Genomic DNA, 22,779 nt, shown 5'->3' with positions numbered 1-22,779 from the left:
AAATAAGCGTAAAGTTTTTTTAAGAAATTTTTGACTTACGGAAAAAAGCGTTACATAGCCAAAGTCCGCTTTTGAGAAAGGTTTCGACCTTAAAATTGGAATGGGAATTTGAGAAAGTGGACGATAGTTACGCTAAAACCCTGATCCCCAAGCCAAAAGGTTCGTGTTAGTCTGTTGCAGTTATAAAGAACAAAGTGAAAACGGAACGAGTTCGAGTTTTTCAAAAGGGAAATCACTTTAATTAGTGATAAATCCCACAAGTTATAAAACTTTAAGTTCTACAGTCGCTTTCAAAAACGGACGCATGAATCAAAGACATTTGTGGACTATTGTTGCCCTGTTTCTGACTGTTTTGGGAATACCATCAGTCGGTTGCACTCAAACCACCAAGGGGAATGCGCTAGCATCCCAAAAATCACCTGCCCCTGATGTGGTTAAGGTGGGAGAGTACCAATCAACAGCAGGGAAACAAACCTTGGATGCTGTGATTACAGAAATTCATCCTCACGACATTAGAGGACGTAAGGCGGCAACCCTTTTTATCAAAAATATACCTGTTCTCACCTTTTTGAGTTCTGTATCAAATACGAATCTTGAGACTAAAAAAGTTGGTGCAATTGGCAATACTGGGGGCGTACAATCGTACGCCCTTATTGCTAGCAATTCATCCAATGCGTTAAATACTGGGAACGTAATAGATGCGAGTAACCAGATTAGCTCCGCTGACAATGACCCGGTTCAGATAGCTGGTGTAATAGCAGCTAAGATCAACCAGTTGAATCGGGAAAACGTGGACGGGAGTAAGATTACCGTCAGTTGGAAAGCAGGGGAAAAATCTACTGCTAATCAAGCGCAAAACAAAAGCGTTCCTGTCCAACAAAATGGCGATCGCTATGTAATCAAAATTAATGGCGAAGAACTGGTCGAAATCAACGAAGGTACGCGACTAGCAGATACCACCAACAATCTGGCGCAAGATGCATTGCAAGCAACCAATCGCTTGCGGAGACTACTAGGCAATGCATCTCCTATAAAAGAGATTGCGAATTTACCAGTCCGTCAACAAATATCAATACCAAAGCTGCCTCAACAGGTTGCCGTCGGAGTAGTGCGATCCACCTTGAGAGGTGTAGCTTCTTTTTATGGCTATGACTTTGCTGGTAATCGCACCGCTAGCGGCCAGAGATTCAACCCTGAAGCAATGACTGCTGCTCATCGCAGCTTACCCTTTGGCACAAAAGTTCGTGTCACCAATACCCGCAATGGTCGTTCTGTAGTGCTGCGGATTAATGACCGAGGCCCATTCATTCGAGGTCGAGTCATTGACGTATCTACTGGCGCGGCTCGAATTTTGGGAATGATGGGCAGTGGCATAGCACCAGTACAGATTGAAGTCTTAGGGAAATAATCTAGTAGGTTACAGGGGAAGATTATTCCCTATCACCTGTCACCTATAACCTTTCCCCTAACCCCAATCCCAGTTCCGTATCACTTAATTCCCCTAGTTCAATCAACTCTTCCCTCTATTTCGGATATAAACTAACGGGGGAGGGATCGATAAGAACTAGGGGTATTTTTGTGCGCCTGCTGACAACAGTCGCAGCTTTACGCTGCTATTTAACTAAACGCTGCTCAGAAAACAAGCTAATTGCGGTTGCTGAGGATCTGAGACTAGATGAGATGACTGGCTGGTATCAGACGGCAGTCGGTCTGGTGCCAACGATGGGAAATTTGCATCAAGGTCATTTAAGCTTGATCCAACGGGCGCGGCACGAAAATTCTACGGTGATTGTGAGTATTTTCGTCAATCCCCTGCAATTTGCTCCTAACGAGGATTATCAACGCTATCCCCGCACTTTAGAGCAAGACCAACAACTTTGCGAACAAGCTGGGGTAGATGCCATTTTTGCACCGACTCCGGAAGAAATGGCAGTTCCTCAGAAGAGTATACAAGAATCAAAGGTTACACAAGTTATCCCCCCATCTGCTATGATGACAGGCTTGTGTGGTCGTTCTCGGCAAGGTCACTTTCAGGGTGTCGCTACGATTGTTACCAAACTTTTCAATTTGGTACAGCCTGACCGTGCCTACTTTGGTCAAAAGGATGGTCAGCAACTAGCAATTATTAAACGCTTAGTAGCTGACTTAAATTTGCCAGTAGAAATTGTTGTTTGTCCAACAGTACGGGAAGCGTCGGGTCTGGCCTTCAGTTCTCGCAATCAATATTTGACTGCAACGGCAAAAGAGCAAGCAGCAGTCTTATATCGTGGCTTGCAACGAGCTGAAGCTGCATTCATTGCAGGCGATCGCAATAGCAACAAGTTGATAGCAGTGGTACAGCAAGAAGTGGCAATGGTCAGCACGGTCTCAGTGGAATATATTGAATTGGTTGAACCGACTACGTTAATGTCTTTAGAAAAAGTTGAGGAGGAAGGAATGTTGGCGATCGCAGCTCGTCTTGGTGCTACACGTTTGATTGACAATCTCATATTGCGCGATCGTCAACCCATCATCGCCATTGATGGCCTAGCTGGTGCTGGAAAATCTACAGTGGCGCGGCAAGTGGCAGCAAATCTGAGTTTAGTGTATTTAGATACAGGAGCGATGTACCGTGCTGTTACTTGGTTAGTACTGCAAAAGGGGATTGCTATTGACGATGAATGTGCGATCGCCGAATTAACTAATCAGTGTAAAATTGAATTGACTCCCACCCAGGATTTACAATCGTCCGTGCAGGTTTGGATTGATGGTACTGATGTTACCCAGGTGATTCGCACGATTGAGGTAACATCAAAAGTATCGGCGATCGCGGCACAAAGCGCTGTCCGTCAAGCACTGGTTAAACAACAGCAAAGCTGGGGTAAAAGAGGTGGTTTAGTTGCTGAAGGTCGGGATATTGGTACTCACGTATTTCCCGATGCCGAAGTTAAAATCTTCTTAACCGCTTCTGTCAGTGAACGTGCCCGTCGCCGCCAGCAAGACTTTAACACCCAAGGTCAACCCGAAGTGAGTTTAGAGCAGCTGGAACACGACATCGCCGAACGTGACTGGAAAGATAGTACACGCAAAGTTTCACCTTTGCAGAAAGCAGCAGATGCGATCGAACTTCAAACTGATGGTTTGGACGTGTCTGAAGTCACTGCACAGATTGTTAACTATTACCAACAACGTTTATCTCAGTGTTAATTACTGCTATTTGCTGTTAGTTTTCTAGTTTCAAAGGGTGGTGGGTGAATGATTATTTACTTACCATCCTTAAAACTGTATTTAAACAGGACTGATATCATGTCCGCCAAATTACCCATAATAAAATAACCCCACCCCCAACCCCCCTTTCAAGGGCAGGCTTTTAGGCTTTCGATAAATAGTTGAGAATGTTCTCAATTATTGAACGTAGTTTTAAGTTCTCAGACAATGGTTTTGGTTTTAAAATCCCAAAAATTTGTCTAATCAAAAAAACCTGCCCCAGAAAGCCCCAACCCCCCTCCCCGCAGGCGGGGCTACGGCGTACACACAAGTCGAAAAATCCTCTACAGTGAAACTGTCACGCCCACCCATATCCCGCCCAGAACTGAAGTTCAGGGCTGATAGCGAAACTCCACTGAAAGTGGACTAAATAATTAATTCAGTCCACTTTCAGTGGACTTGGGCTATGAAACTCGGAATTCATTCCGAGGCGGGATCAAAACACAGTGCGAGATTCATTAATAAAGAAAGATATGGCTGCGGCAAGACTTGTGTGTACACCGTAGGCAGGCGGGGTGGGGTTCTTCGGGTTTAATAAGCAATCAAGCGGACATGATATGACGCAAAATCATGAAAAAACGAACCGCAAAGGAACAAAAGTTTCAGAGAGTTTTTGCGTAAGTCCTATTAAAAAGAAAATAGATAATTTGACTATTGGCTATATTATTTGAAAATTAACACTTATTAAGTGTTAATAGATTTTACATTTATTTAAATATTATTAAATCATCTCGCTTTCGACTGATTTTGCAAATCGTAATTAATCTTACTAAAGATAGAAGTATTAAAGCTTTAATTGCTAAATGCTAGTTAGTTATTGGCCTTTCGCTAGAAGATATTAGTCATTTTTATTTATAGTCAAGAATTACTATTGATTTGACTTATCACCAAAGTACTTTGTTTCCGTCTTCACTTGATCTACACTTTGGTAGTAGAATGACGATGTTAAGTTTTATGTTTCACTAATCAAAGACATAAAACCCCTACAAATAAAAGCTATTAATTTACCCAACTTTTGCAATAGCTTAAAACTGGAAACCGAGTAAAGAGAGGATTTGACACAATGGCATTTGTACAGCCCCCACTACCCTTTGAAAAAGATGCTCTAGAGCCTTTTGGCATGAAAGCTGAAACTTTCGAGTATCACTACGGCAAGCATCACAAAGCTTATGTAGACAACCTCAACAAGCTCACTGAAGGTACAGAACTTGCTGATAAGTCCTTGGAAGAAGTAATCAAAATTTCCTTCCAAGACTCCTCTAAGGTGGGAATCTTCAACAACGCTGCCCAAGTTTGGAACCACACTTTCTTCTGGAATTCTTTGAAACCACAAGGTGGTGGCACACCCACAGGTGAACTCGCAGCCAAAATCGATAAAGATTTTGGTAGCTTCGACAAGTTCAAGGAAGAGTTCTCTAACGCGGCTGCAACTCAATTCGGCAGTGGGTGGTCTTGGCTGATCGATGATGGTGGTACGCTAAAGGTGATCAAAACACCAAATGCAGAAAATCCCCTAGCTCATGGTAAAAAGGCACTCCTAACCTTGGATGTTTGGGAACATGCCTACTATATTGACTATAAAAACGCCCGTCCAGCGTTCATCAAGAATTTCCTAGAAAACTTGGTCAACTGGGATTTTGCTGCTGAAAACTTGGCTAAAGCTTAATTACTTGGCCAAAGAAAGGCAGAGGGCAGGAGGAAAGAATTTATTTTTCCTCTGCCAAGAGGGTTTCAAGCCCCTAACAGTCACGACAGTAGTCAGTCAAGTTTAAATTGATGGGTAAGCGAGTTCGTAGTAAGGACTTTAGTCCTTATTTTCTAAGCACTTTAGTGCTTACTACAAACCCGTAAAACTAGCTTAGACATTGTACTAGTATCGTGGCTGTTTTTGGTTAGGCGTTGAGGGGGATGGTGGATAAATCAAAATATATGGATAGCAAAGAACTAGCGCAATACATTGAAGCAACGAATAGCATCTCTAAACCTTGGGTATTAGTACAACTGCGCCTCAAAAAATTGCAAGAGCGTCGAGCCACCCTGACAAACGATGTTTATACCAAAGAATTAGAAGATATTTACCAAGACTTGATGAACTTGGGTGAATGGTGGCGCGGTATTGAAGATGAGGTATTTTAAAGTGAGGAGTTATGAGTTATGAGTTATGAGTTTTCCTAACTTTTAACTCCTAACTCCTAACTCCTAACTTAAAACACAACCTGATGGCTCAAGCTCTCGATCAAGTCGATTACGATACTCTCGATGCTGCAAAACGACGCTTCATCGATGCCGCCAAACGCACACTTGGCTTTGCAAGCGCTTATGGCATCGTCCCCGCATCAGGTCTGGGAGCAAGTGCTAACGCTTTCAGCTTCAATCTTGCTCCGTTTCTAGAGGCGGGGGCTAGAGAACTTTCGATGACACTTGTGCCCGAAGGACTGGGCACCGCAGACGATACCCGCCCTGACGACCTTTCCGAAGAAGAACTTAGACGATTCTGGTGGAATATTGGGATTAAGATTATCTCGTGTCTGACGAACGATGCCGCAACTTCAGGTATGCAGACTATACTTCTCGGTCTTTATCTGCCATCGAGTACTCCCGAAACAATTTTTACCCCCGCTTTCCTTGATGGATTTCTGGATGGAGTAGTTGAGGGCTGTAAACGAGTCGGGTGTGTCTATCTTTCAGGGGAAACTCCTCAACTAAAAACCAAGATGATTCCAGGGCGGCTCGACATCGCCGGCTCGGTTTTTGGGGTTATGCCCGCTGGTGTCGCTCCCATTGATAGCTCGCGTCTGGATGCCGGAAATACTATTGTTCTGGTGGAAAGTTCAGGCCCCCATGAGAACGGCTTTACGCCACTGCGAAAGCTTGCTGAGTCGCTCCCTGATGGCTACAGAACAAAACTTCCTAGTGGGCAGGAGTTCTGGGAAGCGATGAATGCTGCGTCGTATCTCTACACGCCCCTTGTACAGGCAGTGCTTGGCGAAGGAATTCGTCCCACGGCGATGGAGAATATTACTGGTCATGGCTGGCAAAAGCTGATGCGGTCGGTGAAGCCACTTCGGTACGTTATCGAAACGATGCTCCCAGTACCAGAGATATTTACATTTGCTGAGAGTCATCTTGAGGGCGGGGTCGAGACGATGCTTTCGGTGTTCAATTACGGTGCAGGATTCGCATTCTATACAGAGTCGGAGCAAGATGCAGAGAGAATTGTCCTGCTTGCAAGAGAACATCAACTTTCGGCTGTGATTGCCGGAAGGGTTGAAGCGTCTCTTTCCCGCGAGGTAGTGATAAAACCCCTTGAAGTCACATTGAAGGGAGATTCTTTTGGAATTGCGCGAGGGGTATAATCCAACCCAAGCGTAGGCATAGCCCGTCGTAGACAAAGCTAGTTTTCTCGAAGTTATTTTAGACTCACTTATGCGATGCCTGCGGTGGGCTACGCCTACGCTAAAGTCATTATTGCTTAGAAGAAAGCTGTAATTACTGAGAAGAATAAAGTTTTTTACACACAAAATAAATTTGCATTTCAGGCTGAATAGAGATAATTACTCTACTAAACCTTTATCTTATAAGTCATTTACCACAGATGCTATAGACGCATTTATGAAAATTTGGATGTAATATTTACTACTGCTTAACAGTAAAGTAGTTTGTATTACCCATGACTACTGAGATTAAGATTTGCTAACGTAGTCTTAACATATTGAAAAATTCGCTGAGAAAGCTGAGAAAGTAGCAGCCGATACTAATTTTTAGTGTTGGTTGTTTCTCATCCAGAGATGTGGCATTTTGGTGTGTTAAAAAAATATGTTTTTCTTCAGAGGGGGTTATGGTTGTAAATTTGGCCCGTACTACAGCTTCGGCAGAACTTTTAAAGCAAGTATTCCGTAACATTGATGCACATAGTTGTCCAAAGTTATTCAACTTTCACATGCACACTGTCTTCTCAGATGGCAAGTTGCAGCCGAGTGCATTGATGGAACAGGCGATCGCTATTGGGTTAAAAGGGTTAGCCATCACCGATCATCATGGTATTGTAGGCTATCAAGCAGGCCTTGCTTGGTTAGAAGATTGGAAGTGGAATAATCCTCATGCAATAACTCCTCACCTGTGGAGTGGCGTGGAAATCAATGCCAACCTTTTGAATATAGAAGTTCACATTTTGGCTTACGCTTTTGCCACAGAACACCCTAGTATGAAACCCTATCTGCAAAGAAGGCCAACTACAGGGCAAGAATATCAGGCAAGTAACGTGATTGCCGCTATTCATGAAGCTGGGGGATTGGCAGTTCTGGCTCATCCAGCTCGTTATAAGCGATCGCATTTCGACTTAATTCCAGCTGCAGCCTAAAAGGGCATTGATGGCGTGGAAACTTTCTACGCCTACAATAACCCTAACCCCTGGCAACCCAGCGTATTGGAATCAGAACAAGTGCAAAAGTTGGCTGATGAATACTTTCTTTTCAATACCTGTGGTACTGATAGCCACGGTTTGAGTCTGCTACAACGCTTGTAAAGATGAATCAATTTGTTTAAATCTCCTGGTTCAATCTCCCAGGAGGTTATCTTTTTTTTGGATACTCAATAGTCAATTTGTTTTAGAGTTAATTTCAAGAGATTTAGAAGCTATCATGATTGTCTCTTTGGCAGCTTTTTCTTTACGTTCACTATAGCGGTCTGTGAGATAATCAACTTTGTCACGCAATAGCAAGGTAAATTTGTAAAGTTCTTCCATCACATCGACAACGCGATCGCGGTAGGGCGAATCTTTCATAGTCCCATCTTCGTTAAACTCCTGATATGCTTTAGCCACTGAAGATTGATTCGGGATAGTAAACATCCGCATCCAGCGCCCCAGAATTCTTAATGTGTTGACAGCGTTAAAAGACTGAGATCCACCGCTTACTTGCATAACAGCTAAAGTTCTCCCTTGAGTCGGACGAACGGCTCCGATACTGAGCGGAATCCAGTCAATTTGGTTTTTCATAATGCCAGAAATTTGACCGTGCAACTCTGGGCTAGACCATACCTGTCCTTCTGACCACAAGCTTAATTGACGCAACTCCTGCACCTTTGGGTGGCTGTCAGGTACGCTACCATAAATCGGCAGTTCACGGGGATCGAAAAACTTTACCTCTGCCCCAAATTCTTCAATGATGCGTGCGGCTTCTTCTGCCAAAAGCCGACTATAGGAACGCTCACGCAGAGAACCATATAAAAATAAAATTCTGGGGGGATGGTCAAATGTATTCATAGAGCTGGGATAGATAAGTGTAGAGCTACAGACAGAAGACAGGCTCCTTATTGACAGCACGCCCCTGTGCTGACTTCAGCAGGTTTAATATCCCGCACCTGTGAGTCACCCAAAACTTTATAAATTTCCCAAGGTGCGCCATCTGGGTCATGCACCCACACCTTATCTTGAAGGGCATAGCAACAGGTCACTTGCTCTTCTCGTCGAGTTTCTAGCCCAAGTTGTTGCAGGCGTTCGCTTGCAGTGACTACTTCATCTGCTGTCTCGACTTCTACACCCAAATGATTGAGAGTGCCAGCTGCCTCTGTATTCTCAATTAGTACTAACTTCAGAGGAGGTTGAGCGATCGCAAAGTTAGCGTATCCAGGGCGGCGTTTTGCAGGTTCAGTACCAAAAAGCTTGCTATAGAAATCAACCGCAGCATCGATATCACTAACATTCAGGGCAAGTTGAATACGGGACATGATATTTCTCCTTATATCGATACTCATCAATATTTACAACTATCTATATATTGCCAAATTATATTGATGAGTGTCAATATATAAATATGAATTCTTCAACCTCAACTTCAACTTGTTGTCCTTTTCTGCTGCAAGAAGTGTTGCAGCCGGATGAAGCCGCTCAGATTGCTACGCTATTTAGAGTGCTGGGCGAATCGGCTCGGCTACAGTTGCTCAGTTTTATTGCGGTTCAGCCTGCACAGGAAGCTTGCGTTTGCCAGTTGGTAGAGCCACTTGGTTTATCACAACCCACTGTCAGCCATCATCTTAAAGTATTGTATGAAGCAGGATTGCTTCAAAAGGAACGACGCGGTACTTGGATTTACTATCGGTTAGTACCAGAGCGGTTCGAGATATTGCAGAAGGTGCTAACGCTTCCAAAATCAAAATGAGATTGAAAGCAGTATTCCCTCAACGACGGCTCCAATCACCGAACCTACTCCCATAGGAGCAACAGTATTGCTCAAAGCTGCGCGGTCTGTAAACGCCCCTCGAATGGCATATTTAACAACGCCCACCAGCACGATTGGCAAGCTTATAGTGGTTAATGATACAGCTTTATAGGGGCTAGGTCTAGTACATCTGGATCATTGTTTTAGTCTCCATCTCCTGCTTTCCAAGCGATCGCTTTGCTCGGTTCGGGATCGGGTAGCTTCAGAGTAATCAATGCTGCTGCTAGTACAAAGAACATGGATGTCCACAAACAGCCCACTAACCCGAAAAACTGATATATCAAACCTGATAAAACAGTTCCAGCTAATCGACCACCTGAATTGGCCATGTAGTAAAACCCAACGTTCAGCGCTACCTTGTCATCATCAGTAAAAGCCAACACTAAATAAGAGTGAACTGCTGAGTTGAAGGCAAACACGACGCCAAAAATGAGGAGTCCACCAACGATCGCAATATTTGCAGGTATATTTAGTTGGAGAGCAAGAGCGATCGCTGCTGGAACTGCTGTTAAAGTAAATGTCCAGAATTGGATGGTCTTTGATTGTGGCGGACGACCAGAACCAAATCGCTGAATCAGTGTTGGTGCTAAAAACTGAATAACGCCATAACCAATCACCCAACAAGCTAAGAATCCACCAACCTGATAGAATGACCAACCCAAAATCTCACGCAAAAATACTGGCAATCCCACAACAAACCACACATCTCTAGAGCCAAAGAGAAAAAATCGAGCAGCAGAAAGAATATTAATCTCTTCACTCTTAGAAAACAGTTGACTAAACTTGACTTTCTTCTTGATTTTGCCCATCCCTTTGGGAAGCATTAACCCAGAAAACATAATCAGGGAAAGTCCCCCTGCCATAATCCACAGGGAATTGATGAAGCCAACCGCAGCCAAAAGAGCGCTACCAATAAAGAAGCCAACTCCTTTGAGAGCATTCTTAGAACCCGTCAACACCGCTACCCATTTAAACAAAGATGATTGGGCATCTTGAGGTACCACCAACCGAATGGCACTTTTAGAACTCATTTTGGTTAAGTCTTTCGCAATCCCAGAAAATGCCTGTGCCACCATCACATAAACAACAGCAATCCACTGTACCCAATTTGGATTGAGGAAAGACAGCATAACTAGAGAAAAAATCTGTAATCCAATGCCGCTATAAAGTGTTACCTTCAATCCAAACTGAGAACCAATCCAACCGCCCAAAAAGTTTGTGACAACTCCGAAGACTTCGTAGAACAGGAATAGAAAGGCAATTTGTATCGGTGTATAGCCAATTTGGTTGAAGTATAGCAAGACCAACATTCGCAGGGCACCATCGGTAAGGGTGAAACCCCAATAGGCGAGGGTGACTAGGATATAATTCTTGAAATTGGCACTATGAGCTGTAGTAGAAGCCATGAGGGAAGAGAGATTTAAACGCAAGGGAACGCAGAGTTAGCGCAAAGGCACGGAGAGTATTTCTAAATGAGAATAGTTCACGCCTTCAGATTCAAAGCCACTTTACGGGCGAGTTCAACCATTCGGTTGGCATAGCCCCATTCGTTGTCATACCAAGCCAGGATTTTTACTTGCGTCTCATTTACCACCATTGTTGAGAGAGCATCAATGATGGAAGACCGAGGATCGTCTTTGTAGTCGATAGAGACTAAAGGACGTTCCTCATAGCCCAAAATTCCTTTAAGCGGTGCTTGTTCGGAAGCTGTTTTTAGCAAACTGTTAATCTCTTCTACGGTTGTGGGTCGCACAACTTCAAATACACAGTCTGTTAAAGAAGCATTGAGCAGTGGTACTCGTACTGCCAAACCATTGAGTTTGCCGTTGAGTTCGGGATAAATCAACCCGATCGCAGTTGCCGATCCAGTAGTGGTAGGAATCAGAGATAGACTCGTAGCTCTTGCCCGACGCAGATCCTTATGAGGAGCATCGACGATAGTCTGAGTATTGGTGTTGTCATGGATTGTGGTGATAATTCCATGTTTAATCCCCAAACCTTCATGGATCACCTTTACTACTGGGGCTAGACAGTTAGTTGTACAAGAAGCCGCAGTTAACAGATGATGCTTTTCCGGCTCATAAAGTTGGTCATTAACTCCCATGACAATATTCAAGGCTTCTTCCTTCACCGGAGCAGCCACAATTACCTTCTGTACTCCCCGCTTAAAATACGGATCTAGGGTGGCGGGAGTTCTAAACTTGCCGGAGCATTCCAACACGATATCAACACCCAACTCTTCCCAAGGCACATCTCCAGGTTGAGAATGTTCGCTAAAGCTCAGAGGTGTACCATCAATGAGAATGCGTTCTCCTTGTGCTTCTACTTCTGGAGTCCAACGCCCGTGGACAGAATCAAATTTGAGCAAATGAGCGGCTGTTACTGCCCCACCTTTGATTTCGTTAATATGGACAAATTCTACTTCTGGCCAACCCCATGCAGCACGCAGAGCAAGCCGTCCAATCCTACCGAATCCATTGATCCCAATCCGAATTGTCATTAATTTTCCTACCGCTAATTAACAAAATGTGATTTTGTAGTTCAATACTCTAGAAATTGCATTAAAACTACTTTTGAAAAGGTAATAATTTTGGCTCTTCAGCTTCGCTCTCTACTTGTGTTGTTACCACTAACAATTGGCAGGTGAGCTATGTTATTTGTTTAACTCGCTCTAATTCTTGTAGAAAGTTATGTTGGGTTTCTCGCAGTTCTATTTCGGGGTTTGCACGCCCAATTGTCTTGATTGCATCGTTATAAGATGAGCCACTACAAATCAAATAAGAAGCTAGCATTGTCCCTGTTCGCCGTCTGCCATTGGTGCAATGAATTGCAACACCATTGCCAAGGTTATTTTGATTGTCAACGAAATTTTGTAAATCCTGAAGTTGCTTCTGGTTGGGTGTCGTGCCACCTTTAATTGGCAACCAAAGATAAGGAATGTTTGCTCGTTGATACAAATCTAAGTTAGAGGGGTCATCCATAACAGAGACAATTGCTTGTATACCTGCCGTGTATAACTCTGTCAATTCCTCTGCTATGGGCTTACGAACACCTGCTAGTTTCCCTGGAATCACCCACCACAAGTTTTCTGAAATCGGTTGAATTGATTCATGTTCCATTAGTTTGAGCAATTAACGAGGACTAATTAGTACAGGCAGTTCTATCAATGAAGATCAGCTTTTACTTTGATTACACAATCTTTGACTCTAAAGATTGTGGTCATTTTAAGACACCAAAACAGCGCGGATCTTGCAATGTTGCTTTTTCCGGTTCCCGTGGAAACCAAGCTGCTGTGCGCTTACAAAGCTCAACCAGCATCAACATTACTGGCACTTCAATTAAAACACCTACCACTGTAGCCAGTGCTGCACCTGAATTTAAACCAAATAGCATCACAGCAGTGGCAATAGCAACTTCAAAATGATTGCTTGCTCCAATTAATGCCGCGGGTGCAGCATCTTCGTAGGATAAATTCATCTTCAATGCTGCTACATAACTAATCAAGAAAATGAAATTAGTTTGGATAAATAGTGGTACGGCAATTAATAAGATATGCAAGGGATTTTTAACAATTAATTCGCCCTTGAATGCAAATAGCAGTACCAATGTTAGCAAGAGAGCAGTAATTGAAACTGGAGTCAGATACTTTAAAAATCGTCTTTCAAACCACTCTGTACCTTTGTATTTAAAAATCCAATAACGGCTGTACATTCCCGCCACTAGGGGAAATCCAACATAAATTACTACTGATAAAACAATAGTTTGCCAGGGTACGGTTAAATCATTCGCCGCTAATAACCATCTACCCAATGGTGCGTATAAGAATAGCATCGCCAGAGAATTTACTGCCACCATTATTAAGGTGTGTCCCTGGTTGCCGTAGGAAAGATATCCCCACAACAGTACCATTGCTGTACAAGGAGCAATTCCTAGTAAGATAGTACCAGCAATATAAGAGTTTGCCAGTGCTACTTCGCTACCGCCAATGATCTCAGTTCCGGTAATCAAAGGACGAAATAACCATCCTAAGAAAAACTGAGCAAATACTACCATTGTGAATGGTTTAATTAACCAGTTTACTACTAAGGTAAGAATCACAGGTTTTGGGGCGCGGATAGCATTTGCTGCTTGTGTGAAGTCAATCTTCACCATGATGGGATACATCATGAAAAACAAACATACTGCGATGGGAATAGACACTTGATACACACTCATTGCATCAAGAGCCACCGCTATCCCTGGAAACAATCTACCTAGTGCAATTCCGACAAAGATACACAAAAATACCCAAACGGTGAGATATTTTTCAAAAAAACTTAGATTGCTTCCTGCTTGTATCCGGGCTGTACTACCTTGTGAATTCTGACTCATGGGAATAAACCTAAAAATAAAAGAAATTGCTAAAACTTAGCTTCTTTTCGTAATAACTCACCAATTGTCAAGTTCATTTCTGCTTCTCCTTCAAATACTGTTCCCACTTTGCCTTGATACAAGTGAACGTAATTGAGGCGTTTGCTGTCATCTGGTAAAGGTATATAACCCACAGAATTTGCTATTGTTGGGGCTTTATCTATGTAAAATTCGACAAATTTGTTTACTAATTCTTTGTTTTGGTTATCCCGAAAATTAACGTAGATAAACAAAGGTCGAGCAAGGGGCTGATACTGAACTTTCTCTACAGTTTGACGTGATGGCAGTACTGCACCTTTGCCGTTGTTAATTGCCAGCGCTTTTAATTTATTTTGGGATTTTTCGTAATAGGCATAGCCAAAGTAACCCAAAGCATTTGGATCTTTACTGATGCCATCCACCAATACTTCATCATCTTCACTGGCTGTGTAGTCATTACGACTGACTCTAGCTTTACCTACAGTCGCTTCTGTAAAATAGTCAAAAGTACCAGACTTTTTCCCAGCACCATACAAATTAAGTGGGCGATCTGGCCAAGATGCACGTACTTGGTTCCAGCGAGTGATTTTCCCTTGGGCTGAGGGTTCCCAAATCTTTTTCAATTCTGCTACTGTGATGTCTTTTGCCCAATTGTTTTGCGGATTGACGGCGACGGTAAGCGCATCAAAAGCAATGGGAAACTCCATATACGTCACACCATTTTTTTTGCAAGCTTCCATCTCTGCCTTCAAAATCGGTCGAGAAGCGTTGCTAATATCGGTTTCTCCATTACAGAATTTCTCAAACCCGCCACTAGTACCAGAAATGTTAACTGCAACCTGCACCTGATTCTTTGGATCGGCTTGATAGTCTTTAGCGATCGCCTGCGTAATCGGATAAACTGTGCTGGAACCATCAATTTTTATTGTTGTGGTTGCAGCCTTAGCAGAATCCCTTACCTCTGTTACAGAAGGTGACTGCTGAGTTTGAGCGGATGGGTTGGATGTGGATGTTGCTGTGCAACTAGTTGTCAAAGCCAACAATCCTACTGCGTAGGCGTAGCCCAAACCAGGCATCGCCAATTTCTTTGCTGTTGTCTTCATAGACGCCATCCCTGTAAGTTATCTCAAGAGCATATCTTTATCATTTCAAAAAAAATTGATTTGTCAATACTTACAAAGGTAGATGGAAACAAAACATTACAAAAAAAATTGATGGATTTTTAACTCTCGCAGGGGGGACGAATAGGTAATATGGGGCTAAAGCGGCGGAATTCTGCTAAATACTGCTCTAAGGCAACGAACTGCGGTAGATTGAGGCTGTAGTAAATCCAGCGCCCTTCTTGACGAGCGCGAACTAAACCCGCTTCTTTCAGGGTTTTGAGGTGAAAAGACAGTTTAGATTGAGTGGTTCCCAGGTGGTCGCACAGGTCACAGACGCATAGTTCTTGAGAGCGTAGCAGTTCTAAGACCTGAATTCGTAGGGGGTCAGATAGGGCATGAAAGCCAGCAGCGATCGTGTCAGGAGTAAAGGTGCTATTAGGAACCATCAAATTTTATTGAAGTATTTCTTTATGGTAAAGTCTAAATCATCGGTTCAACAATACCTTTACCGAAAAGAAAAGGTCAGTCTATAGTCGATTCTTAGTTGGAATTACAATCATTGAGAAATAGGGTACTTCGGCTGGATCGACTTCATCTAGGGGGATGATGCGTTGCTGTGATGTTGATGCCCGCTCAATATATCTTGCTCGTGACGCTAGCCCTAATTTATGCAGAATATCTCGTACTTTAGTAAAGTGACGACCTAGTTTCATAATTGCGGCTGCATCGGTCATCAGCAGATGTGTAGTCAGTTCTTCTGCTGGCAATGGGGCGGGTAAGACTGTGAGGATATCGGTGTAGTAGGTGAAAGGTACACCCAAGGCTACCGGACAAGCCATCAGTGAAGAAACTCCGGGGACAACTTCTGTTTCGTATTGGTCACATAGCCGCGTGAACAGGTACATGAAGGAACCATAGAAAAATGGATCGCCCTCACATAACACTACGACATCTCGACCGGCTGCTAAATGGTCGGCGATTGGTTGAATTTCGTTGTCATAAATAGACTTGGCCTTTTCTGGTTCCAAAGCGCGGGGGAGGTGAAATAGTACCTCGATTTGATTGCCAGGAAGATATTGCGCCACGATCGCTCTAGCAATACTTTCTTTATCTGTAGCTGATTGATAAGCTACCACAGGAGCCGCACGTAATAGCCGCAGCGCTTTCAGAGTCAATAGTTCGGGATCGCCTGGGCCGACACCAATTCCATAAAGACGACCTTTGGGTTGCATATTCATTCTTCCTCCGTTGCCAGGGCGTTAACTGCTGCTGCCGCGATCGCACTTCCACCGCGCCGACCGTGTAAGGTTAAAAATGGTACATTTCTGCTATCTGCTGCCAGTGCGGCTTTTGATTCCGCTGCACCGACAAACCCCACTGGAAAGCCCAAGATAATCGCAGGTTTGGGCGCTCCTGCATCGAGTATTTCTAACAGCCTAAACAGTGCTGTGGGCGCATTCCCAATTGCAATTACTGAGCCTTCCAGGTGCGATCGCCATAATTCTAGGGCTGCCGCTGACCTTGTAGTACCCATACGCTGGGCAAGTTCTGGCACTTCTGGCTCGTTGAGGGTACAGATAACTTGATTGTTTGCAGACAACCGTCGTCTGGTAACGCCATCGGCAACCATTCGGCAATCGCACAGAATTGGCGCTCCATTTGCCAGTGCTGCCCTTGCGGATTGTACTGCTGTTGGTGAATATCCCAAGTCAGTGACAATATCCGTCATCCCACAGGCATGAATTAGACGCACAGCAACTTTTGCTACATCGGGTGGCAATACATCTAGGTTCGCTTCTGACCGGATGATTGCAAAGGAATTACGGTAAATCTCGTTGGCATCTCGGATATAGTCGGACATNNNATTTTGGATTTTAGATTTTAAATTTTGGATTGATTTGTTAGTTAGTATAGATACTTCTTTTTTAATAGAAGAATACCTAATNNNATTAACCGCAGAGGCACAGAGAACGCAGAGNNNGAGAAAGGGAGGAATCAANNNTCTGTATTTATCTGTGGTTCCATTTTCTAAGTGTTTATTAAATAATTGCTGTAATTGTGCTAGTGCATATCGATTAGCAAATTCTCCAAAGGACTCATCAGAATTTAAACGTTGAATTTGATATACATATAGCATCCGTCCTATTAATGCAGGTAGTTCGGCAAAAGTTACATATTGATATAGTTCACGCCCGAATTTCTGATTGCTGTCACCAACATAAATGTGATATCCCTCTACAGTTTCATTTTCAGCTTCAATGGTGACGCCGAGGAGAGTAATGTCACTTTTGCTATGCTGGGCACAAGATTTTTCACAGCCAGTGAAGTGGATATTAACTGGGTAATCGAGAGTAACGCGAGTTTTAAGATACTCTGCCAATGCCAACGCATGACTTTTAGTGTCAGTGGCAGAAGCGGCGCAACCCTTTTTTCCAGAACAGGCAACTAATCCAGCCTTGATATTGGTTGCAGAAGAATCTAATTGTAATAAAGCAATTTCACTTTGGACATCAGCAACCCATTGCAGAGGAATATCTGTAAGGAGCAAATTTTGCCAAGGGGTTAGCCTGAGAGTTCCACTGCCGTATTTTGCTGCTAAATCTGCTAAACCCCGCATCTGTTTACTTTCCAATCGGCCCAGGGGCAAGACGACACCAATGTAAAATAAGCCTTGCTGACGTTGTGGATGGATGCCAATATGCTGATATTTCGCATCTGACCGCTCCCCNAACCCCTCTCCTGCAAGGAGAGGGGAGAATTCCTCCCCCTTCCCGCGTCGGGAAGGGGGTTGGGGGGTTAGGTCTTTTCTTGTCTTACTGCATAAAAGAGAAAAAGGTAAACGCTGCTCAACTTTTTGGAGATAATTTTCACAACCCAAAGTATTCAATAACTCTCTCAAACGTAGCCGCCGCTGACTCGTAGTATGACTATAAGCTAGATAGACATCCGCCAAAGCTGCTAAGACGGGCAAACAGTCCTCTGGTGGTAACAAAATTCCCGTATCGCTGGGGGGTTGACCCTTCTCGCCGACACTCAGATAGAGGCGAAAGTAAACATTGTCGTTAAGTAAGACAGCTGCAAAGGCGATATCATTCAAGCGATCGCACACCTGAATTATTCCACCACCATCAAAGCAAACGCTAAATTTTGCCGATAGTCCCGAAAGCGCCGGATGTGCTGCAATATAATCATCCCAACTTTGGACAAAGGGACGAGTGTCGATTAATTCTTGGGGATCGATACCAGCAGTTGGACTGGTCATAATATTGCGGATTTGGTCTACAACAGTATTGTCAGAACCCAATCCCATATTTTGTAAGTACTTCAGAACCTCAGCATTTATCCCCGTGCGGATTTCACGGACTTGCAGGTTGGCTCGATTAGTCACATCTAGATAGCCGCCACCGTGCTGTTCTGCTATATCTGCGATCGCACGGCACTGCTGACTACTAATAATTCCACCAGGTATTCTAACGCGAGATAATATCCCATCTGCGGCGGGAGTAGCATAAAACAAGCCAGGACAAGTGGCAAATCCAGAAACCAAACTTAGAACTCCTTCCCCGTGCAACGCAGGGAGTAGACGGTGAGTGTGTCTTGAGGACATCCTGAGAGTTGGCATTCTGACTTGGGTCATCCCATCACAGCTGCGGCACAGTCCCGGAATTTCACCGGAGTTTCCCAACTCCCAGCTTGAGTAATTTAGATTTTGTTCAGGTTATAGATTTCAACCAGACATCATCCAGATAATCATATTACATTACTATAGCCAGAAATTTTAACTAAGCTTATCCACTACCGATCGAAAGATATAGCTCTTGAAGCTATAGCAATCCGAATGGACATTCGTAATAAAATTGACTTTCAGTTAAGGCTATGCAGTGCTTCGAGCGTCGCATATTGATTCTGACTCCTGACTTCTTCTTCAATAGTTATTAGTTTTCCTGGTGCTAAACCGCCAAGTTAGGATGATTGCAGCGATCGCTAAACCAATAGCCAATCCCCACCAAAGACCAATAGCTCCAGATCCCAACGAGATCCCAAAAGTATAACCAGTGAATAAACCAACACACCAATAAGCAAAAATGCCAATCAGCATCGGAATTTGAGTGTCTTTGAGTCCGCGTAATGCTCCTGCGGCAGTAACTTGCACACCGTCAACTATTTGAAAAATGGCCGCGACTGCTAGCAATTTCACCGCAAGGGCAACCACATCTGCATTGTTCTGATTGTTGATGTCAATATAAAGAGAAATAATTGACTTTGGTACTAGCCAAAATGCAATGCCTACTACACCCATAGCTAAAGCTGCAATGGCAATGCCTACATATCCAGCTAGACGACTGCCAACTAGGTCATTCTGTCCGGCTAACTGTCCAACACGAACTGTTGTCGCTAGAGAAATGCCTACTGCCATCTGGAATGATATCGAAATTGTTTGTAAAGCAATTTGATGGGCAGCGAGGGCATTTGTTCCCAATTGTCCAATCAACAAAGTGACAACAGTGAACAGTCCGGCTTCGACCGTAATCAGACCCCCAATGGGCAATCCAACCTGCAAAATCTCGCCAACGATTCGGCGATGCTCTAGAGGAAAAGCTTTGTGAGACGAAGATCGAAAAATACCGTAAACTGCAAAGCGAGGCTGATTATATATATAAACTGCCAAAGCCACAAACATACTCCAAAGTGAAAGTGTGCTTGCCCAACCAATACCAGCTAAACCCAGCGCCGGGAATCCCAGTTTGCCAAACATCAGCACATAGTTAGCTGTGATGTTCAACAGAGTACCCAAAACCACTGTCACCATGACTAATTGCGGTTGCAACAGAGCAGAAAGAAAGCTTTTAAGTACTGCAAAGCCCAAACCAGGAATAAAACCCAGTGCGATCGCTCTTAAATAAATCTCTGCTAGTGCTACTGTCTTAGCATCCTGTCCTAGTAAAAGTAGTAAAGCGCCTCCATTGTAAAGTAGCAATGTAATTGGTATTCCTAGCACCAGAGATATCCTTAGTCCAAGCCGGACAATTGTGCCAACTTTTTCTTTATTTCCGGCTCCGTATGCTTGGGCAGCTAAGGGACTGACAGCAGAAACGATACCAGTAAAAATCAACAGAGAAAAAGTAAAGATAACAGTTCCCAAACCTCCAGATGCAATGGTTTGACTTCCCAACCAACCCATCATTACCGTATCCACAAAACCAGTAGCAGATTGAGCCAGTTGTGCTGCTGCCAAAGGTACGGCTAACATGAGACATTTTTTAACTTCAGAAAACATATACAGCTGATAACCCGATGTGAAGAACAAAGGGTTTTTCCAAAATCTAAACCCATGTTCAGGAGATATTGCTCCTGGGAACTTGAATCTATCTTAATGGAATCAGATTAAATCTGAAGAACCCCACCCCGCCAAAGCTATGCTTTGTCTCCCCTCCGCGCTCTTCGGGAGGGGCTGGGGGTGGGGTGCAATGACTGTGGAAATCATAACTAATTATACGGACATGATATAAATCTGAAAATCCCCATACCAGCTTTGAGTGTCACAAATAATTTCAATGTTTTGGCAATCATCTTGAAGCTACGTTAAAGTAAACAGTTGCAGTTAAAAATGGATTTATATGCGCTTACCAATTGCAATTAGTGCTGTTTTAGTGGCATCTTTAGGTTTTAGTGCACCTGTAATATCTCAACCTTCTCCTATACAGGTAGCCAAAACGCCCGCGCCTAATAGTTTAGCCTTAGAACAATTTAAGATTAATTACCGATTATGGAGACGGCAAAAAATCTCTAACTATCGCTATGAATTCACTAGAAGTTGCTTTTGTTTACCTAAAGCCACAGAACCAGTAATTATTAAAGTACGTAATCGAGTCACAAGTTCTATTACTTATAAAGCAACTCAACAGCCAGCTGATGCAGAATTGTTTAAACAATATAATACAATTCCTAAACTCTTTGACATCATCAGGGATGCGCTGATTCGGAAAGCAGCAAACTTGACTGTACAATACGATCCAATACTTGGTTATCCAACTCAAATTAACATTGATTATAATAGCCAGATCGCTGATGATGAAATATTTTTGACAATTAGCAATCTGCAAAAAACTAATTAACTATAGCTAGGGAGAGCATTCTTTGCTACAACAGTGCTTAGGGATCTGCGGGTTAATAGTGTCCCAACCCTCAACTGTCGAGAGTTGAGCGCAGCGATGCACTGAGCGCAGTCGAAGTGTCGAAAATCGGTTTTTTGGTACTTTATTTTCACGCAAGTCCCTTAATTGATTCAGCATATCTTGCTTGCTCTTGAATTGTTGGGCTGAAGCATTTAAAGTCTTTCAATAATACCATCGTCACCCATCATTTTTGCGACTTCATCCATAATTTCTTTACTGCTATAGTCTGGCTTAGATGGATCTATTGGTTTTAACGGACGAAAAATAGCTAGCTGAGATTTTGGAGTCAGCATTTGTTGTAACTCGCTTTCAGGTATACCAATTTTTTCTTCAAACATCAGTTCAGCACCATGTTCTAATTCATCATGAATCACATCGAGATGCCGTAAGCCTCTATAAGTAAAAGTTACGGTTTGACTTTTGGGATTGAGATATGTGCTGTTCTCCTGATAACCAAGTTCTTCGGCTTTCTCAAAAGCCTCTTCTGGTGAAGAAGCACGGACAAGAACAATATTTACATGAACAACATTATGTGGATTTCCCTCAACGTTACACTCGATCACCAATTCAGCGATATACCACTCTGCATCCTTTGGAATGTATGCCATTGTTTATAAAACCCAAAATTTATAACAATAATGCTATCACTGACTATTCAGTGGTTTTGTTTGAAAGGATTTTTGAAACTCATCTCACAGATTATGCTGGCTGAAAACCAACATACGCTAAATAATTCAAAAATGACAATAAATCAATCTTGGCGCGATCTACGTGTCGGCGATCGTATTTGTATCTTGCAATTCCCACAAATACAAATGCTTGAAAATACAAAGCAACTATACCAGAGACTTATTGCCGAGCGTGCTATTTTGAGGATTTGGGAATTGCTATATGTACTTTCAATTACATTTGCGTTCATCAAGTTTGTGAATTTTGAACTATATAATTACTAAACTTAAGTATTAAATAAAATGATTACCAATAGTTTAGGAAAAGCAAAAACGTGAACCGTTTCAAAAAGCTATCCTCAATTGCGTTCCTGTTATTAGCCTTCATTTATCCATCTACTTTGGTTGAAGCCAAAGAGAATACTCGCAATGATGTTCTCAATGAGCAGAGTATTGACGTACAAACAAAATTAGTTGGAGAGCAAAGTGAAGAGTTTTTGTTAGCTCACCGACGGACTCGACGACGTTATCATAGACGGCAACGAACTGGAAGATATTATTATCAACGCCAGCGGAATCGACGACATTATTATAGACGACGCTATCGCTCTATACGTTATCACGGACAACGATATCGTCATGGAGAATGGGAACTTGTGCGCGATCGTCATGGACGATTAATGTATGACTGGCAACGTTAATAGTAAACTTTGCATCCAATTTTTCTAGAGAATGTTTATGCGTAAATCCTAATGTAAACAATGCCAAAAATTGATCGCAAGTATAATGACAGAGGCAGCTAGAAACTAAATTTAGATATATGCGATCGCTAAATTAACCAATCTAAGGGAGCTTCACCTCAGTTTCAACAAAATAACCCAGATGCATTAACCTGAATTTTCCGGCACTTTGAGTTTTTGCATACGTGGAGATCGCACATTTATCTGTTAACAAATCCTAAAAGTGCTTTGATAGTTTT

The 22,779-nt window shown here is 43.0% G+C and carries 20 protein-coding genes, 2 pseudogenes and 1 riboswitch; of the genes and pseudogenes, 9 read left to right on the top strand and 13 right to left on the bottom strand.

The window, feature by feature from the left end; translation table 11 throughout:
- Positions 1-304 precede the first annotated feature (304 nt).
- The 6 genes and pseudogenes from QUD05_RS21790 to QUD05_RS21765 all read left to right on the top strand — a co-directional run bounded on the left by QUD05_RS21790 (position 305) and on the right by QUD05_RS21765 (position 7,771).
- The gene (locus QUD05_RS21790) at positions 305-1,408 is read left to right on the top strand and encodes a septal ring lytic transglycosylase RlpA family protein (protein ID WP_289797891.1); all 1,104 of its coding nucleotides are present in this window, start codon (positions 305-307) and stop codon (positions 1,406-1,408) included.
- 170 nt (positions 1,409-1,578) lie between these two features.
- Complete coding sequence (locus QUD05_RS21785; RefSeq protein WP_289797890.1) at positions 1,579-3,186, top strand: bifunctional pantoate--beta-alanine ligase/(d)CMP kinase; 1,608 nt, start codon at positions 1,579-1,581, stop codon at positions 3,184-3,186.
- A gap of 1,123 nt (positions 3,187-4,309) precedes the next feature.
- Positions 4,310-4,912 (top strand): superoxide dismutase [Fe], encoded by a 603-nt coding sequence (gene sodB / locus QUD05_RS21780; protein WP_094350617.1) that lies wholly within the window; start codon positions 4,310-4,312, stop codon positions 4,910-4,912.
- A 263-nt stretch (positions 4,913-5,175) separates the two neighbouring features.
- Positions 5,176-5,382 carry a hypothetical protein gene (locus tag QUD05_RS21775; protein WP_069070599.1) on the top strand — a complete coding sequence of 69 codons (207 nt, stop codon included), beginning with the start codon at positions 5,176-5,178 and terminating at the stop codon, positions 5,380-5,382.
- Between the two features lie 83 nt (positions 5,383-5,465).
- Complete coding sequence (locus QUD05_RS21770) at positions 5,466-6,602, top strand: AIR synthase related protein (protein ID WP_289797889.1); 1,137 nt, start codon at positions 5,466-5,468, stop codon at positions 6,600-6,602.
- Positions 6,603-7,084: 482 nt separating this feature from the next.
- Positions 7,085-7,771: pseudogene (locus tag QUD05_RS21765) on the top strand (PHP domain-containing protein).
- 72 nt (positions 7,772-7,843) lie between these two features.
- On the opposite strand, the gene arsH reads toward QUD05_RS21765, so the two are convergent.
- Positions 7,844-8,509 (bottom strand): arsenical resistance protein ArsH, encoded by a 666-nt coding sequence (gene arsH, locus QUD05_RS21760; protein ID WP_289797888.1) that lies wholly within the window; start codon positions 8,507-8,509, stop codon positions 7,844-7,846.
- A gap of 47 nt (positions 8,510-8,556) precedes the next feature.
- Complete coding sequence (locus QUD05_RS21755; protein WP_289797887.1) at positions 8,557-8,973, bottom strand: ArsI/CadI family heavy metal resistance metalloenzyme; 417 nt, start codon at positions 8,971-8,973, stop codon at positions 8,557-8,559.
- A gap of 86 nt (positions 8,974-9,059) precedes the next feature.
- Between QUD05_RS21755 and QUD05_RS21750 the strand changes: the two genes are divergently transcribed.
- On the top strand, positions 9,060-9,404 hold the full coding sequence (locus tag QUD05_RS21750) for an ArsR/SmtB family transcription factor (RefSeq protein WP_289797886.1): 345 nt from the start codon (positions 9,060-9,062) through the stop codon (positions 9,402-9,404).
- 203 nt (positions 9,405-9,607) lie between these two features.
- Here the strand turns inward: QUD05_RS21750 and arsJ are convergent, their stop codons facing one another.
- From arsJ to QUD05_RS21700, 10 genes and pseudogenes are all read right to left on the bottom strand, one after another.
- The gene (gene arsJ / locus QUD05_RS21745; protein ID WP_289797885.1) at positions 9,608-10,870 is read right to left on the bottom strand and encodes an organoarsenical effux MFS transporter ArsJ; all 1,263 of its coding nucleotides are present in this window, start codon (positions 10,868-10,870) and stop codon (positions 9,608-9,610) included.
- 77 nt (positions 10,871-10,947) lie between these two features.
- On the bottom strand, positions 10,948-11,964 hold the full coding sequence (locus QUD05_RS21740) for an ArsJ-associated glyceraldehyde-3-phosphate dehydrogenase (protein ID WP_289797884.1): 1,017 nt from the start codon (positions 11,962-11,964) through the stop codon (positions 10,948-10,950).
- A gap of 148 nt (positions 11,965-12,112) precedes the next feature.
- Entirely contained in the window at positions 12,113-12,583 is a 471-nt protein-coding gene (locus tag QUD05_RS21735) for a phosphatase domain-containing putative toxin (RefSeq protein WP_289797883.1), read from the bottom strand.
- Positions 12,584-12,683: 100 nt separating this feature from the next.
- On the bottom strand, positions 12,684-13,835 hold the full coding sequence (gene arsB, locus QUD05_RS21730; RefSeq protein WP_289797882.1) for an ACR3 family arsenite efflux transporter: 1,152 nt from the start codon (positions 13,833-13,835) through the stop codon (positions 12,684-12,686).
- Positions 13,836-13,864: 29 nt separating this feature from the next.
- Complete coding sequence (locus tag QUD05_RS21725; protein WP_289797881.1) at positions 13,865-14,956, bottom strand: PstS family phosphate ABC transporter substrate-binding protein; 1,092 nt, start codon at positions 14,954-14,956, stop codon at positions 13,865-13,867.
- Positions 14,957-15,075: 119 nt separating this feature from the next.
- A complete protein-coding gene (locus tag QUD05_RS21720) occupies positions 15,076-15,402 on the bottom strand; it encodes an ArsR/SmtB family transcription factor (RefSeq protein ID WP_289797880.1) in 327 nt (108 codons plus the stop codon).
- 81 nt (positions 15,403-15,483) lie between these two features.
- Complete coding sequence (locus QUD05_RS21715; protein ID WP_094350610.1) at positions 15,484-16,188, bottom strand: precorrin-2 C(20)-methyltransferase; 705 nt, start codon at positions 16,186-16,188, stop codon at positions 15,484-15,486.
- Between the two features lie 2 nt (positions 16,189-16,190).
- A complete protein-coding gene (locus QUD05_RS21710; RefSeq protein ID WP_289800041.1) occupies positions 16,191-16,817 on the bottom strand; it encodes a precorrin-8X methylmutase in 627 nt (208 codons plus the stop codon).
- A gap of 177 nt (positions 16,818-16,994) precedes the next feature.
- Positions 16,995-18,563 (bottom strand): annotated as a pseudogene (gene cobG / locus QUD05_RS21705) (precorrin-3B synthase); the annotation flags it as partial.
- A 1-nt stretch (position 18,564) separates the two neighbouring features.
- A riboswitch (adenosylcobalamin-variant (AdoCbl-variant) riboswitch) is annotated at positions 18,565-18,648 on the bottom strand.
- A gap of 233 nt (positions 18,649-18,881) precedes the next feature.
- A complete protein-coding gene (locus QUD05_RS21700) occupies positions 18,882-20,207 on the bottom strand; it encodes an MATE family efflux transporter (protein WP_289797879.1) in 1,326 nt (441 codons plus the stop codon).
- 367 nt (positions 20,208-20,574) lie between these two features.
- Here QUD05_RS21700 and QUD05_RS21695 point away from each other — a divergent pair, with 367 nt between their 5' ends.
- A complete protein-coding gene (locus QUD05_RS21695) occupies positions 20,575-21,072 on the top strand; it encodes a DUF6174 domain-containing protein (RefSeq protein WP_289797878.1) in 498 nt (165 codons plus the stop codon).
- A 212-nt stretch (positions 21,073-21,284) separates the two neighbouring features.
- Here the strand turns inward: QUD05_RS21695 and QUD05_RS21690 are convergent, their stop codons facing one another.
- Positions 21,285-21,740: a DUF4288 domain-containing protein gene (locus QUD05_RS21690; protein WP_289797877.1), complete on the bottom strand. Its 456-nt coding sequence runs from the start codon at positions 21,738-21,740 to the stop codon at positions 21,285-21,287.
- A gap of 395 nt (positions 21,741-22,135) precedes the next feature.
- Between QUD05_RS21690 and QUD05_RS21685 the strand changes: the two genes are divergently transcribed.
- Positions 22,136-22,501 carry a hypothetical protein gene (locus QUD05_RS21685; protein WP_289797876.1) on the top strand — a complete coding sequence of 122 codons (366 nt, stop codon included), beginning with the start codon at positions 22,136-22,138 and terminating at the stop codon, positions 22,499-22,501.
- Positions 22,502-22,779 lie beyond the last annotated feature (278 nt).

The sequence above is a fragment of the Nostoc sp. GT001 genome, assembly GCF_030382115.1.
Classification (GTDB): Bacteria; Cyanobacteriota; Cyanobacteriia; order Cyanobacteriales; family Nostocaceae; genus Nostoc.
The sequence above is the reverse complement of the archived record's forward strand: the minus strand, read 5'-3'. Positions and strand labels throughout refer to the sequence as shown.

Excerpts from the sequence above, each read along its gene's own strand:
- QUD05_RS21790 (WP_289797891.1), top strand. The coding sequence starts at position 305 with ATGAATCAAAGACATTTGTGGACTATTGTTGCCCTGTTTCTGACTGTT.
- sodB (WP_094350617.1), top strand. The coding sequence starts at position 4,310 with ATGGCATTTGTACAGCCCCCACTACCCTTTGAAAAAGATGCTCTAGAG.
- QUD05_RS21775 (WP_069070599.1), top strand. The coding sequence starts at position 5,176 with ATGGATAGCAAAGAACTAGCGCAATACATTGAAGCAACGAATAGCATC.
- QUD05_RS21770 (WP_289797889.1), top strand. The coding sequence starts at position 5,466 with ATGGCTCAAGCTCTCGATCAAGTCGATTACGATACTCTCGATGCTGCA.
- arsH (WP_289797888.1), bottom strand. The coding sequence starts at position 8,509 with ATGAATACATTTGACCATCCCCCCAGAATTTTATTTTTATATGGTTCT.
- QUD05_RS21755 (WP_289797887.1), bottom strand. The coding sequence starts at position 8,973 with ATGTCCCGTATTCAACTTGCCCTGAATGTTAGTGATATCGATGCTGCG.
- QUD05_RS21750 (WP_289797886.1), top strand. The coding sequence starts at position 9,060 with ATGAATTCTTCAACCTCAACTTCAACTTGTTGTCCTTTTCTGCTGCAA.
- arsJ (WP_289797885.1), bottom strand. The coding sequence starts at position 10,870 with ATGGCTTCTACTACAGCTCATAGTGCCAATTTCAAGAATTATATCCTA.
- QUD05_RS21740 (WP_289797884.1), bottom strand. The coding sequence starts at position 11,964 with ATGACAATTCGGATTGGGATCAATGGATTCGGTAGGATTGGACGGCTT.
- QUD05_RS21735 (WP_289797883.1), bottom strand. The coding sequence starts at position 12,583 with ATGGAACATGAATCAATTCAACCGATTTCAGAAAACTTGTGGTGGGTG.
- arsB (WP_289797882.1), bottom strand. The coding sequence starts at position 13,835 with ATGAGTCAGAATTCACAAGGTAGTACAGCCCGGATACAAGCAGGAAGC.
- QUD05_RS21725 (WP_289797881.1), bottom strand. The coding sequence starts at position 14,956 with ATGAAGACAACAGCAAAGAAATTGGCGATGCCTGGTTTGGGCTACGCC.
- QUD05_RS21720 (WP_289797880.1), bottom strand. The coding sequence starts at position 15,402 with ATGGTTCCTAATAGCACCTTTACTCCTGACACGATCGCTGCTGGCTTT.
- QUD05_RS21715 (WP_094350610.1), bottom strand. The coding sequence starts at position 16,188 with ATGCAACCCAAAGGTCGTCTTTATGGAATTGGTGTCGGCCCAGGCGAT.
- QUD05_RS21710 (WP_289800041.1), bottom strand. The coding sequence starts at position 16,817 with ATGTCCGACTATATCCGAGATGCCAACGAGATTTACCGTAATTCCTTT.
- QUD05_RS21700 (WP_289797879.1), bottom strand. The coding sequence starts at position 20,207 with ATGTTAGCCGTACCTTTGGCAGCAGCACAACTGGCTCAATCTGCTACT.
- QUD05_RS21695 (WP_289797878.1), top strand. The coding sequence starts at position 20,575 with ATGCGCTTACCAATTGCAATTAGTGCTGTTTTAGTGGCATCTTTAGGT.
- QUD05_RS21690 (WP_289797877.1), bottom strand. The coding sequence starts at position 21,740 with ATGGCATACATTCCAAAGGATGCAGAGTGGTATATCGCTGAATTGGTG.